The organism is Patescibacteria group bacterium, from assembly GCA_023380635.1.
Taxonomy (GTDB): Bacteria; Patescibacteriota; Microgenomatia; order JAMCZE01; family JAMCZE01; genus JAMCRP01.
Map to the genome: position 1 here is coordinate 254,559 of JAMCRP010000001.1, position 14,333 is coordinate 268,891.

Annotated in this window: 13 protein-coding genes; 7 read left to right on the top strand and 6 right to left on the bottom strand. The window is 42.3% G+C overall.

Going from position 1 to position 14,333, the window contains the following annotated elements; genetic code table 11:
- Positions 1-55 precede the first annotated feature (55 nt).
- From M1403_01440 to M1403_01470, 7 genes are read left to right on the top strand one after another with little or no spacing between them, the layout of a single operon-like run.
- Positions 56-1,288, top strand: coding sequence for a glycosyltransferase family 39 protein (locus M1403_01440; GenBank protein ID MCL4397671.1), 1,233 nt, complete (start codon positions 56-58; stop codon positions 1,286-1,288).
- Positions 1,281-2,177 carry a class I SAM-dependent methyltransferase gene (locus M1403_01445; GenBank protein MCL4397672.1) on the top strand — a complete coding sequence of 299 codons (897 nt, stop codon included), beginning with the start codon at positions 1,281-1,283 and terminating at the stop codon, positions 2,175-2,177. Before M1403_01440 ends, M1403_01445 begins: the two co-directional genes overlap by 8 nt.
- Positions 2,164-3,717: a glycosyltransferase family 39 protein gene (locus M1403_01450; GenBank protein MCL4397673.1), complete on the top strand. Its 1,554-nt coding sequence runs from the start codon at positions 2,164-2,166 to the stop codon at positions 3,715-3,717. Before M1403_01445 ends, M1403_01450 begins: the two co-directional genes overlap by 14 nt.
- Positions 3,714-4,919: a YfhO family protein gene (locus M1403_01455; GenBank protein MCL4397674.1), complete on the top strand. Its 1,206-nt coding sequence runs from the start codon at positions 3,714-3,716 to the stop codon at positions 4,917-4,919. The genes M1403_01450 and M1403_01455 overlap by 4 nt, the downstream gene beginning before the upstream one ends.
- The gene (locus M1403_01460; protein ID MCL4397675.1) at positions 4,888-5,922 is read left to right on the top strand and encodes a YfhO family protein; all 1,035 of its coding nucleotides are present in this window, start codon (positions 4,888-4,890) and stop codon (positions 5,920-5,922) included. Before M1403_01455 ends, M1403_01460 begins: the two co-directional genes overlap by 32 nt.
- Positions 5,909-7,672 carry a glycosyltransferase family 39 protein gene (locus tag M1403_01465; GenBank protein MCL4397676.1) on the top strand — a complete coding sequence of 588 codons (1,764 nt, stop codon included), beginning with the start codon at positions 5,909-5,911 and terminating at the stop codon, positions 7,670-7,672. Before M1403_01460 ends, M1403_01465 begins: the two co-directional genes overlap by 14 nt.
- Complete coding sequence (locus M1403_01470) at positions 7,672-9,147, top strand: 6-pyruvoyl-tetrahydropterin synthase-related protein (GenBank protein ID MCL4397677.1); 1,476 nt, start codon at positions 7,672-7,674, stop codon at positions 9,145-9,147. Before M1403_01465 ends, M1403_01470 begins: the two co-directional genes overlap by 1 nt.
- Here M1403_01470 and M1403_01475 read toward each other — a convergent pair.
- Genes M1403_01475 through M1403_01500 form a run of 6 tightly spaced genes read right to left on the bottom strand, consistent with a single transcriptional unit; the run spans position 9,059 to position 14,309 of the window.
- Positions 9,059-10,081, bottom strand: a complete 1,023-nt coding sequence (locus M1403_01475; GenBank protein MCL4397678.1) for a hypothetical protein — start codon at positions 10,079-10,081, stop codon at positions 9,059-9,061. The genes M1403_01470 and M1403_01475 overlap by 89 nt on opposite strands.
- On the bottom strand, positions 10,078-10,848 hold the full coding sequence (locus M1403_01480; protein ID MCL4397679.1) for a glycosyltransferase: 771 nt from the start codon (positions 10,846-10,848) through the stop codon (positions 10,078-10,080). Before M1403_01480 ends, M1403_01475 begins: the two co-directional genes overlap by 4 nt.
- A gap of 3 nt (positions 10,849-10,851) precedes the next feature.
- Entirely contained in the window at positions 10,852-12,342 is a 1,491-nt protein-coding gene (locus tag M1403_01485; GenBank protein ID MCL4397680.1) for a glycosyltransferase family 39 protein, read from the bottom strand.
- Positions 12,342-12,824: a GtrA family protein gene (locus M1403_01490; GenBank protein ID MCL4397681.1), complete on the bottom strand. Its 483-nt coding sequence runs from the start codon at positions 12,822-12,824 to the stop codon at positions 12,342-12,344. The genes M1403_01485 and M1403_01490 overlap by 1 nt, the downstream gene beginning before the upstream one ends.
- Position 12,825: 1 nt before the next feature.
- Positions 12,826-13,566: a glycosyltransferase gene (locus M1403_01495; GenBank protein ID MCL4397682.1), complete on the bottom strand. Its 741-nt coding sequence runs from the start codon at positions 13,564-13,566 to the stop codon at positions 12,826-12,828.
- A complete protein-coding gene (locus tag M1403_01500) occupies positions 13,563-14,309 on the bottom strand; it encodes a glycosyltransferase (GenBank protein ID MCL4397683.1) in 747 nt (248 codons plus the stop codon). The genes M1403_01495 and M1403_01500 overlap by 4 nt, the downstream gene beginning before the upstream one ends.
- Positions 14,310-14,333 lie beyond the last annotated feature (24 nt).

Here is a 14,333-nt window from a genome sequence, read left to right on the forward strand (position 1 = left end):
CATTATACTTATCGGATTTATTCTAAGAATTTACAACCTGGAAAAATTGGCAGGAATGGATTTTGATCAAGATGTTGCAGCGTGGTGGATTAAGCAGTTTTTGGTTGATCACAAAATTTCACTAATCGGCCAGGAAATTTCTGTCGGCGGTATATACATAGCTCCGTTATTTTTTTATTTCCTATCTATATTTTATTTTGTGTTTCGAATGGATCCCCTGGCGGCAAATATTGCGGTAAGTTTAATTTCGGTAATCACAATGGTGCTCATCTATAAAGTTGCCAAGTTATTATTTGACGAAAAGGTAGCGGTTATAGCCTTAATTATCTATGCTTTTTCTTTCCAGATAAATTTTTACGACCGGACGACTGCTCCTTCAAATTTAATAATGTTACTTAGCCTAACTGTCTTATACTTACTTCTTAACAAAAAGGGCTTATTGCTTGGCCCGGTCTTGGGACTTACTTTAAGTGTTTCACCCGCAGCAATGGTCCTAATACCCCAAAGTTTGTTTTTTCACTTCAAGAAAAAATTCATTATCCTTGCCATCATCGTTCTTTTTGCGTTCCCACTGATCTTCTTTGACATAAGGCACAACTTTATGGTGACAAAAAGAATTTTCCAACTGATATTTTCTGGACAGGCAAAAAACGAGAACTATTTCCTGCCAACGAAACTTATCACAAACATCATTACATTAGTTCAAAGCTTTCGCCAGCAAATTCTGCCGTTAATTATATATAACGATTTCGTTAATGCTTTACTTAATTTAGCTACGACAATTGTAATCACTATTAGTTTTATTAAATCCGGATTTTCCGCATTTCAAAGAAAAATACTTTTTGTTTGGATATTAGTTCCGCTGGCATTTTTTACTTTATACCCGTTCCATGTACCGGAATATTATTTTCTCTCGACATTTCCTGTGGCTATAATCTTCTTCGCCGCATTTTTATCCCGGATCGATTTCCGGATTATGACATTAATCATTACGGCATTTATGCTGACAAATACGTGGCAGATTGTCAGTAATAAATATGATTTCAGTATGTACTATAAAAAACAGGCAATTAAATATATTATTGATAAATCGGGTGGGCAACCATTTAAGGTAAACTACAATATTGTTGCCGGCCAAGATAATGGTTTCAAATATCTTTTCTATTGGTCCGGCCACGAGCCATCTATACAGGCTAAAGAGGAGTATATAATAACAGTGCCTTCATATATAGACGATGTGCCGGGAGAAGTGTTCGGAAAAATTAAAGTTACAACTAAGAATGAATAAAGACTGTCGTTTCTGTAAATCTAATTCGTTAACACTGCTTTTTTCTTCCACTAAAAAAGCCGGGGCAAAAAGAAAATATGAAGATTACGCCTGTACCAGTAATTCTTTTGGTATTCATGGCCCGATAGTAAAATGCCAAAACTGCCAAATTATTTATGTTGACGATGATTCTTCTCAAAAAGAAATCAGCACTTATTATGAACAATCAACAGACCCAACCTACTTCTCCGAGCAACAGGCCAGAAAAATAACTTTTGAAAAGTATCTGGCCAAACTTGAGAAGCAATATCCTCAAAAAGGGAAACTTCTGGACATCGGCACAAACACCGGACTTTTCGTAAAGTTGGCCTTAAACCATGGTTGGGAAGCCGCCGGCTTAGAACCAAATAAATGGGCTGTGGAGTATGCCAAGAAAAATTATAATATTTCCCTAATCAATAAACCGTTTACTGATAAAATGTTTAAGCCAGAATCTTTTGACGCCATCACTATGTGGGATGTCATTGAGCACTTTACTGATCCCGTCTCGGAGATTAAGAAAGTTTATTCTTGTCTTAAACCGGGCGGCGTCTTCGCTTTTTCCACCGTTGATCCGCAAAGTTTCCTGGCAAAAATAATGGGAACCAAATGGTCATGGTATATGGAAATGCACCGCGTTTTCTTTAGCCGGCAAGCCGCGCAGAAATACCTTGAACAGGCCGGGTTTAGGAAAATAGTGTTTACTTCGCATTGGCGTAACCTTTCTTTGGGCTATCTGGCCACCCGGCTGGAGGCAGTTAACCCCGCTCTGGAAAAAATTGCCAAACGGTTTGTGGCCGATGCCCATCTGGACCGGACAATCGTGCCATATTACGCCAACGATCTTTTTGACTGCTATGCGTTTAAATAGTAAGAAAACCGCTACCGCTCTTTTCCTCTTTCTCCTGGGGTTGGGAACTCTTGTTCGGCTGGTCCCGGTTATTAGTGGGAATATTTTTTTCTGGTTTGATCAAGGACTGGACACGATCCTGGTTAAGCAGCTTGTCATCGATCATAAGATTAATCTCGTCAGCCGTTATAGCGGCCTGGCCGGAGTCCTTATGGGACCGATTTGGACCTGGCTGATGGCCATTCCCTTTGCTCTTTCTCGTGGGAATCCAATTTCATTTACCATCTTTTTGTCGATCTTATCTTTAACTTCTTCTGTCATCACTTTTTTTCTGGTCAGAAAGTATCTTGGTCCAGTCATTGCCATCATTGTTTCCGGTATAACTCTTCTCGCTCCGGTTTTTGTTACTAACTCAACAATAGTCGCCAGTCCGCATCCGCTGACATTTCTCTTCATCTTTTTTATTTGGTGTTCGTATGAACTTTTCATTAATCAAAAAAGGATTTTTTGGGTGCCGCTCTTAGTTCTCACTGGCCTCTTTTTCCAATTTGAAATTGGATTTGCCCTTTTTACCCTTCCTGTTCTTATTGTGTTATTCGTAACTTTTAGAGGTTGGCGAACTCTGGGAAAGAGTTTCTTAATGGGCTTATTCTTAGTAGGGTTAACTTTTCTACCGCAAGTTGCTTTTGATTTTCGTCATGATTTTTTGATTTCCAGAGGAATTTTGAAAATCTTTTCCGGTAGTAACAGCTTGTATGGTACTCACGCGTCATTACCCCAGCGTTTTCTGGACCGGGCCTGGTCGTTTGGCGACGACTTTTTAACTATGGTTCTGCTTTTTCGGGAATGGTTTATTGTTGTTCCGACGGTGATCTTGATGCTATGGGGATCATACCTTGCTTGGAAGAAAAAACTTGAACCACAATTATCTTTTATAAAAATATGCGCAATCATCATTGTTGTTTTCTATGTGGGTTTTAGCTTTTATCCCGGACCGCTTTGGGTTTGGTACCGGGCCGGACTACCTATCGTTTATGCGCTGCTTTTTTCCATTCCGCTAGGAATACTTTGGCAAAAATATCGTTATCTCCGGCTGCCGCTTCTTCTCTTGTTTCTGATGATAATTTACAAAGCAATCAGCCCTGCCGCTCTACTCTCGGAAATTAAAGGATCCACCACCTCAGATACTGCCAATTTAAAAGTGCAGCAAATGGTTTTAGATTATGTTTATTCTTCATCTGACGGAAAACCTTTCGCCTATTTTGCTTATACGCCGCCTGTTTATGATTACATCTGGCAATATGATTTTTGGCAATACGGACAGCAAAAATATAAGCGTCTTCCCGAAAATTTTCGAATGAGCATTCCTTTGCTGGGAATTGGCAGCCAAGCCACCCCGCCAACCGGAAAAGAAGGTTTGTTTTATGTCATTATCGAACCAAACCGGGAACGCCCCTGGGAAATTGCCGGTTGGGAAAAGAGTTTCATTAAAATCGGTAAAATTCTGGAAACGCAAAACTTCCCCGGGGATATTATCGTAGAAAAAAGAATTACTGAATGAAAAAAATTATTAAAAGTCACGTTTTTTGGGCTATCCTGATTTTGCTGGCAGCCAATGTAGCTCTGTTCTGGCAATTCTATTTTAAAGGACTATTGCCTTTTCCCGGAAACCTTCTGGTTTCCTATTATTTTCCCTGGAATGGCGGCGGCTTTGCCGGCTTTGATCCTTGGACCACCCGAAAAGGTGTCACTGCTATGGATGTCGTCAGGCAAATGTATCCCTGGAAAACTTTGGCCGCAGATATGATTAAATCGGGACAAATTCCTCTATGGAATCCCTATAACTTTTCCGGCACTCCGCTCTTGGCCAATTTGCAGTCTTCAATCTTTTTTCCCGGGACAATTTTATTCCTGGTTCTTCCATATCTAACCGCCTGGAACCTTCAGGTGATTGGGTTACCGTTACTTTTCAGTTTCTTTGTCTATCTTTTCTTAAGATCCCTGAAACTTTCGCCTCTTGCCAGCGTCTTTGGGGGCATCGTTGCCGCAAATATTTCCTATCTTGTTGTCTGGGCCGAACAACTAGTAGTCATTCAAAGCGCGCTGTTTTTACCTTTAGCCTTATGGGGTATCAATAATTACTTTGATAAGAAAAAAGAATTTTATCTCTGGCTCATCCCTATATTTTTAGCTTTCTCTATTTTCGGCGGTCATATCCAAACAACGGTCTATGTTTATCTGATTACTTTTGCCTATTTGCTATTTCGCCGCGTTCCCGGAAAATTTCTGATCCTGATTCCTATATTTTCCCTCGCTATTTCTGCTGTTCAACTTTTTCCGTCAGCAGAACTCTATTTCCAATCTGCCAGGGAAGCAACCGTCAGCCGAGAACTTTTCTATCAATCGACATTTCCGTGGCAAAATTTAGTTACTATAGTGGCTCCGGATTTTTATGGTAACCCGGGAACAAATAACTTTCGTGGGCGCGATTATGGAAACTTCCAAGGTTATTTTGGAATTGTCGCTCTTATCCTGGCTCTGTTCTCCTTAAAATATATTCGGGAAAAGAAAGAAATCAGATTCTGGTTAGGGGCGGGTGTCCTCGGCCTCTTATTTTCTCTGGCACCATTTGCTTATGTTTTTGATTGGCTGCATATTCCGGTTCTTTCTTCCGGGTATCCTTCAAGAATGATCTTTATTTTCCAGTTCAGTTTGAGCATTTTAGCTGCTTATGGTTTCGAGCGAATTACTAATCACCATTAGAAATTGTGTCCTGCCGCTAGTCTTAGCAGGGTCAACTTTGGGAATTATTTTAGTGCTCCCGAAGCGCCTCAAAAAAATTGCCGGCATCCTTTTTATCGTTCTTGCTACTTTGGAATATGCCTATTTCTTTAATAAATATCAACCTTTTGCTCCGGCGAAATTTGTTTTTCCCAGCCATCCGGTCTTTAATTTTTTGCGGCAAAATGCCGGATTCAATCGCTTTTTCGGCCAGGAGAGATCGTATATCGATAATAATTTTGCCACTTTCTATCGGGTTTTTTCCCCCGAAGGTTATGACCCGCTCTACATCCGCCGTTATGAAGAATTTCTGGCCGGCAGCACCCAGAATATTCCTCGGTCAGACGCCTGGATAAACCAGAAAAACGAAAGTATTGAAAATAAGTCATTGGATTTACTGGGGGTAAAGGATTTTGTAGATATTACTGACAGTCCGACACTGGATACGGGCCAGAATTTTGCCAAATTTCCCGGCGCGCAATTTGGTTTTGCCGGGCAAGTTAGTCAATGGAAATTTTACGATAGACATACTGCTTTGCCTCGGGCTTTTTTGGCGGATAACTATCAAATTTTGCCCGAGAATCAAATTCTTGCCAGACTTTACAGCTCTGATTTCGACGCCCGGAATACGCTCATCCTAGAAAAAGAGCCGGCAATTAAACCTGCAGCCGGTAGCTCAGCTGCTGCTGAAATTATTGCCTATACGCCAAATGAAGTAACTATCCAAACTAATAGTGATAAACCAAAGCTCCTTTTTTTGTCGGATAACTACTATCCCGGATGGAAAGCCTTGGTTGATGGCCAAGAAGCTCCAATCTTAAGAGCCGACTATACTTTCCGGGCAGTTTCTCTTCCGGCAGGAGAGCATGTCGTTAAATTTAATTACCAGCCTCAGGGTTTCTATATTGGAGCATTTATTAGCGTCGTTTCTCTCCTTTTCTTATTTGGTGTTATAGTGTTTTTATTAAGCCATGAGAAAACTTAAATCTATTTTCTACTCTGATCTTTTCTGGCTTATGACAGTATTAACAGTCAGCCTGATTGGTTATCTTTTTACTATTCATGGCTTCCCCCCGGGTCTTCTCAATGATGAGGTTGATATCGGCTACGAAGCAAACTCGATCTTATTAACCGCCAGAGATCAATGGGGTAATTTTTTACCGTTACAGTATTTTAGCGGTTTCGGCGGAACCCGCTTGCCCCTACTAATCTATTGGACCGTGGCTTTTATCAAATTTTTTGGATTGAACCAGGAAGGCTTGCGTCTCGCCGGCGTCGCCGCTGCTCTGCTCGGAATTGTCGGCTTCTTCTTTCTTCTAAAAAATCTTTACGACAATCTGCTGGCCGGGTTAGCAACGATCGTATTAATTTTAACCCCCTGGTTCTGGGGGTTAACCAGAACTACCAACGAAGCAGTCCTGGCGCTATCACTGACAATATGGGGAATTTTGTTTTTGTATTTAAGCCGCAAAAAGGATATTTTCCTCATCTTGGCGGCGATTTTTCTCGGTTTGTCATTTTACGCTTATTACAGCAGTCAGATTTTCACTCCTCTTCTGATGGTTCTCCTGTTTTGGAAATGGCCTTGGTTGCACAAAGGTAAACTTTTTCCCAAAGCTGCCTCGCTAATGGTATTTCTTTTCATCATTTCCCCTTTAATCCTCAAAACGCTTACCGGCGGAGGCAGCGCCGTCCGCTTGGAACAAACCGGAATTTTTGGCAACGTTTCGTTGGTTGGAGAACTGAATGTCCGGCGGTTCGACTGCGAGCAAAACGCTCCGGCAATCTGGTGTCGAACTATTTACAATAAACCCCTCCTTTGGCTGGGTGAAGTTTCGGCCAACTATTTAAATCACTTTTCGCCCACTTTTTTGTTTACTGACAATTGGTTTGTTGGAATTCTGCCGCCCGGAAGATTATTTTTTCTCGGATTACTACCGGGTCTTATCGCCGGTTTTCTTGTCTTAGTTAGAGAAAGTCAAGAAAAAAAGTGGCTTTGGCTCGGTTGGTTATTGGCAGCCCCAATTGCTGATAGCCTTACCAGTAATGGCCAAGCTATGCGGGCTCTTCTCATTGTTCCACCTCTGGTTGCCATAGCAGTAATCGGATGGAGATCAATTTTAAATTACCTGGATAATCCAAAATTAAAGATTCTTCTGATCTCGGGTTTGGCTATTTTTCTCCTATTCGAAACCGCGCATTTTCTAAGCGATTATTTTTGGTACTTCCCTCTAAAAAATTCTATGTATTCCCATTATCCATATCAACCGCTGATGGATTACCTGCTTTCGGTAGAGAAAGATTATCCGCAAATTTATATTTCCAATGCGGCCAACAGCAGCATAAAACAATACGCTTTCTATGTTTTTTACGATAAGTTTGATCCTCACATTTTTCAAAACAGATCGACTGTTAAATGGGAAAGAGAAAATGAAGGCTGGATTTGGGTGAAGCAAATTGGTAAATGGAACTTTGTTAAATCTTTGCCGCCTCTTTATAAGATTCCCAGAGGGAGTCTTTTGGTATCTGATCCGGATGAAACTTCCAATACCAGCAAACTTCGATTGGAGAATATAGTGGAAAACCAAATTCTCACCCTGACACCGCTAAAGACCATCCGCTATCTCAATGGCGACCCCGCTTTTGTCATCAGCGTGGTTAACCCGAAACCTTTGGGAGAAATCTGTAATGAGACAACAAGCCAGGAAATTATTAATGCCGTCTGTAATAAATAATGCTAAGCCTTAGAAAACTCTGGCCAGTTTTAACTCTTGTCCTTCTGACTATACCGGTTATTTTTCCATTACTCCAACCAGGTTTTTTTGCCACTGATGACGGCAATTGGATGGTTATTCGCCTTGCCGCCTTTCACCAGACTCTTCGCTCGGGCCAGTTTCCCGTCAGGTTTCTCTATCCATTGAACCATGGTTTTGGGTATCCGGTCGCCGATTTTTTATACCCCCTGCCGTTTTATCTTGGAGAAATTATTCATCTTGCCGGTTTCGGCTTTGTCGATTCGGTTAAGATTATCTTTCTTCTTAGTTTTCTTTGCGGCGCAATTTTCATGTATTTTCTTGTCCGTCCCAGATGGGGAAACCTTGCCGCTCTGGCTGCCAGTTTGCTGTATACCTATGCCCCTTATCATATTTTTGATACTTACCACCGCGGTTCATTAGGTGAAGTTTTGGCATTAGCTCTTGTTCCCTTAGTTTTTTACTTTTTACAACGCCAAAGCTTCTTTGCCGCGGCCTTAAGCTTTGCTGCTTTGATCACCGCCCACAATGTCATCGCTTTGATATTTAGTCCTTTCATCCTTTTGTTTGCCTTCAAACCGAAGCAGTTTAAATCCGCGTTAATCTTTCTTCTTTTATCTTTGGCAACTTCCGCATTCTTTTGGCTGCCGGCTCTTTATGATCTGCAGTTCACCAGAGCAGCCGCTACTCAAGTAGCGGATTTCCGCCAATATTTCCTTGACCGGAATAATTTTCTGTCTTTAGTGGGTCCGGCTATTCCCTTCGCGATTATTACATCGGTGCTTTTTATCAGGAAGACCAAAAATTATCTTGTTGCCATTTCTCTTTTGGCCGTTTTAGTCTCACTCTTTTTTACCTCCGGTTTTTCCGGGACTTTTTGGCAATTTCCGCTTCTTCCCAAAGTCGTTCAGTTTCCCTGGAGATTTTTATCTGTCACTGTTTTCGGCTCGTCAATTTTACTGGCGGTAGTAATTTCCAGACTAAACAGGATTATTGCTATCTTAGTTATTTTTGTTAGTGTAGCCCTGTCTATACCGCTTATTAATGTCGTCAGAACAAATTTTCCGGACAGCTACTATTCCACAAATGACGACACCACAACCGTTAAAAACGAGTATATGAGTAAATGGGTAGTCTCCGATCCAAAAACCCGGCCGGTCAGCTATATAGAAAACATCTCCCCTAATATCATCAGAGTTAATCAAATATATTTTCCCGGTTGGGAAGTCTTTGTTGACGGCAAAAAAACCCCTATCTCCTACGCCGATAACGGCTTAATTGAAATTGCGGTAACACCGGGATCGCACAATATAAAGGCAGAATTTACGGAGACGCCACTTCGGACTGCCGCAGACATTGTTTCACTTCTCAGCCTAGGCGTAACGGCGCTATGGGCAACCAGACCCCTGTGGAAAGGAAAGGGTAATAGCGCAAAAGCAGCAGAACCAAAGAAATAATGACCGCGCTCCAGACGGCAAATTTATTATTTGGCAACAACGCGGAAAAACCCAACGGAACAATAAAATAATGAGGGAGCAGTTCGTGGGTCCCCGTTTGGGCCAATGCCCCGATATAAGCCAAAACTATCAAAGCAATTTCCCTTCTTCTATTGATGAAAAAGGCGGGGACTTGGAAAGCTGTGGCGTATTTGATTCCCACAGAAATAACCCAGCCAAAAGTTCCCCACACTTTATGTTTATTAAGAAAAAGGTAATATCCGAAAATGGCAAAAAAGAGCATCACAATATCCATATGTCCGGCGACGACACCTTCATAAATTATTAATGGGTTGAAAGCGAACAGAACCAGGCCTTTGTTTTTAGCTAATTTATAAATAAAGTACGCGCTGCCGACATAAGCAGCTACCGCCATCCCCTTAAACCAAAAAAGAGTTAAAAGGAATTTATTGAGCCCCAAAAAATAAAACAGAACGGAAATAGGTAAAAAAGTGGGGCCATATGGATAGGTCCGGTGTGTCCAGTTCATAAACCGGGTCCAGGTGTCTGTCGGATACATGAGAGCGGTAGTGGTATACGGATTAGCATGGTGGAAAACAGCAATCCGGGCGTCGAAAATATAGTTAAAAATGTCGTGAGAAAAAGCAGGGTAGCTTATCAAGCCAAGTATGGCCACAGCGACTACCAGCAGAGCCATATTTTTTGGCAATAGCCTATTAGCGTCACGGATAAATAGAAAATAGAAAATAGAAAATAGAATTGTCAGAACAATAAATATTTCCGTTGACAATGGCCGGTTAAAATAACCCAGTTGAATCATCTGATGTTGGAAATTCAAAAACCATGAGGTTTGAAATAGAGTTAAATTGAGATCAATTTGGGAGTAGGAATATATTCCCAGGGACAAAAGGAGTAACAAATATAGGATGATCATTTGTAGAAACCCCGCAGATCGTTAAGTTTTACCCGGAAGATTTCTTTAAGCATATCTAAGGATTCTTTGACAAATTTGCCGCCCCCGCGGCTTTTTCCTGTAGACACATCGCGATCAGCCCAAGTCACGGGTACCTCAGCAATCTTGTAGCCCCGCCGCTGAGCGGCAACCAACAGTTCCACATCGAAAGAAGTAACTTTCCACCCCTCGACTTGGTTTTTTTCACTGCGGATAACCTGAAGCAACGGAAAAATCTCCTTGGCTACTTTACCTTTAAAAGATTTGAAACCTGCCTGGGTATCAACAATCTCCCGAAGGAGAGCTGCCCGCCTAATCTCACGAAAAACTGTTGAGGCCAACTGCCGGAAAGCTGAAAAATTTTTTCGCTCGCTTCCCCGACTGCCAATAACAACATCAAAACCCTTTTTATAAAAAGGTAGAAGTTTAGCCACTTCAGAAATCGGAGTCGATTGGTCCATATCAGTAAAAAGAACTATCTCACCTTCGGTTGCCCGAATCCCGGACCAAACGGCAAAAGGTTTCCCGGCATGATCATTTTGAAGATATTTGAATCCGGAAGTTTTTTCGCAGAAATCTTCAGCTAAGCGGCGAGCCTGCTCGTCCGGAGAGCCATCGTCGGAAACGATAACTTCCCATGGATAATCCTGTTTCTGCAGATAGTCGTTCACCTCTGCCAGCGCTCCTCGCTTCAGATTTTCGGTTTCGTTATAGGAGGGAATAACAACGGAAAGATATGGTTTAGCCATACACTATTTACCCGTATAGTGTATCAGTTTGTAAATACTTATTCCAGCCGGCCCCATTTTTGAATCGACAATTTCCGCCCGGCCAAAACCGGCGATTTCCCAAAGCGGATTTCCCAGCGGTTCGCACTTTTTTTCTTCACAGATAACGACCAGGGTGTTAGTTACCGTTTCCCTCCTGGGATCATTATCCGGATTCTCAATTGTCACCGGCGCCCGGTTCCAGAGTTCCAGGTAATAACGGTAAGCTTGATCGGTATTGAAATTGGATATCAAACCGAGATTATACGGTTGACCTCCGGCGTAATCTAAAACTGTCCTGTCTATCTCCTGAATTTGCGACAACATGTTGTGGGGTGGTTGCCAGAGATAAAGATTTTTAATCATAAAGTAGCTTAAGATTGCCGCTCCGGTCAAAAACACCGGTATCCCTACTTTTCTTTTAAGAAGCGCGCTTCCGGTTACCCCCAGCAAAAGAAATGGCAAGGGATAAAGATAGCCAAAATAGTGGTCGTTTAGCTGGCCTTGATAAGAACCAACTCCCAGCGTCCCAACAAGCAGCCAGACCAGAATTAAGGCCGCTTTAATCTTAGAATTTTCGGTTTGGCGTATTTTTGCTACCCAATATCCCACACCAATTAGTGAGACAAAAAAGAAAACATATTCCCAGACTGTCTCCCGGAAACCAAAAAGCATGCCATAAAGCCGGCGCTGGATCTCCATAATTAGCCAAACAAGATTACTACTTCGGGGGGCCACAGTTTGCCCCCGGCGGGTGATAAACTCCCAGATGCTTTTAGTGTTGGGAAATCCGTGACGAATCTCAAAGATAATAAACAGCGAGTTGCCTAACAGAAAACCCGCTAAAACCGCGGCAATTTGTCTTAACCAATCTCTTACCGGAAAGATTAAGAGCATTGCCAAGCCGATTACCGCCGCCAAAGCCAGATTCATATAATGCAGCTGAAACAAAATGCCGTAACTGACTCCTGCCAGGAAGGTGTAGATAATCTTCTTTCTGGTGGCAGACAAATACAAAAGAGCAACGGTTATAAGCGTAAAAAATGGTACCGGATTGGGGTTCCAGGAGAACCGGGAAATATCGATCATTTTGGGCGACAGAGCTACCAGAAACGAGGCGATAATTGCTGCCTTGGTATCAAAAAACCTGGCAGCAAACCAGTAGGTTAAGGCTACCATCGCCACTCCGATCAGAGCCGAAAGATAGGCCGGACCCACGGGATCAAGGCGGAAAAGCCACAGAAAGGGCAGCATGAAATAATAGTAAATCGGCCCGGTAAAAAAACCGCCCACCGAAGCGCTCGGTCCCAAAAGTGTCCACTTATGATTGACGATCATCGCCTTAACAACGAGAACATCCCGCCCCTGGTCACCCAAAAACTGGAGGTATCCTGAAAGGTTGTAAAACCGCAGACCCGCAGCTATTAGCAAAATTACAACGAGCCAAAAACGGCTGTTTCGAAGGAATTTAAACATTATTTCCAGATGATTTGACTGTAGATGATGAAGTTAACGATCAAACCCACCCCAACGCCGGCAACATAAAAGACCAGATAGGCACTGAATTTCTTGGCAAATTTACCAGCCACGGGTAATCCGGAAACCAGTTTAACTATTCCCAATTTGGACCAAGGTGTCATTAACAATATTGGCTGCTTAAATTTTTTCAGACCAAATATCAGCTCGCCAGTTTTGAGAAAAACGAACTGAATAATGACCGACCCAAAAGAGAGAATATTAAACTGAACGAACTTCATCGGCACATCGCTCATCGCCAAAGACCGATCAGAAAAGGTAAAGAAATTATTGAGAATGAAGTTAGAAATGATGGCCAGCTCCGCTCCCGCCGGTCCAGCAATTGATGGCGCCACATCAACCCGGACACCCAAAATCAAGACAGTGGTGTTAATAATAAATCCAATAGTGCCGACAATCAGGAATTTTAAGAAATGCGCCATACTATGATATTACCTTTTTTACCCGATAACGTAAAGCATAATGCAAGAGATTTTTGGTATAGGACAAGGTCTTCATTTTTGATTGTCCTCCGAGACGGTCGAAGTAAACAATCGGCTGCTCGGCGACTTTAAAATTCGAACTTAAGGCTTCAAAAGCAAAGGCCGGAACAAGGAGCCAGCCGGTATGCATGGCTACTTTCGGCTTTAGAGCCAACCACACTTCTTTGGTAAACGCCCGGTACAAATTGGTAAATTCTTTCGATTTGCTGGTCCAGGCCAACAGCTGCAATATATTGTTGGCACTGAGGCTAAAAACCTTGCGCCACCAAGACCAGTTCATAATTTTTCCGCCCCGGCAATACCGGCTGCCAAGGACGATATCTGCCTTTTCCAATCTACGGATAAAGTCCGGAATCTGATCCGGATCGTTTGACAGATCTGCTTCCATAGTGATTAAAATATCCGCGCCCAATTTTTCCACGGCATAGTCTAGGCCCTTGGAAATACCCAGTCCCAGCTTTCCCGGTCCGGGAATTTTGCTGTCATAGTAGTGGACATTTTTATACTTTTCGGCCAGTTCTGAAGTTATGGCCGCGGTGTTGTCCGGAGAATGGCTGTCAGAAATAAGCACTTCCAAATGATATCCGGGAATTTTTTCCTGCTGTGCTAAGACCCGAGCCACAAAACTGCCAATGTTTGCCTCTTCGTTGAAAGTGGGAGCAACAACAACAACTTTTTTCATTCAGTCAGTCCTAATCTGTCGGCCCAAATAACAGCGATTACTTTCATTTGCTCGGTTACGGTATTCGTTGTCATTTTGCTGTCACCGCTGGTCCTTAGATCAAAATTAATGGGAATTTCTTTTATTTTTGCTCCTCGCTTTTTCATTTCGTAAAGCAATCTTTCTTTATAGGAAAATGAGTTTGAAAATACCTTTCCAAAATTAATGGAATCCAGGTAGCCTTTGACCCTGGCCAACCGGAAACCCGTGGTGAAATCATGAAGATCAAACATCAAGAGACTTATTCGATAAGTCAGGTTCCCAACCACGGAAAAAAATTTTCGGTCTATTCCCCATTCCTTTGGGATTGATCCGCCTGGAACATATCTTGAACCGATGACATAATCGTAACCTTTATCAAACTCCGCGACAAACCGCGGCACATAAATAGGATCATGTTGAAAGTCCGCATCCATTTCCATCACTGCGTCAGCCTTTAATTTATCAATCGCGTATCTGAATCCCCGGGTATAGGCTGCTCCCAATCCAGCTTTCTCGCCTTCCAGAAGGAACAAGTTCTTATATTTCTTTTGTTTCTCGGCAACGATTTTCCCCGTTCCGTCAGGAGATTTATCATCAATAACTAATAGAAGCATTTTGTGGTCTTTTATTTTTGGAAAAACTTTGCCGCACAATTCGTCGATCATCCGGCCGATACTCTGGGCCTCATTATAAGTGGGCATGGCAATCACTATCGTGCTCATTGAATTGAGTATAGCAAGACAAAA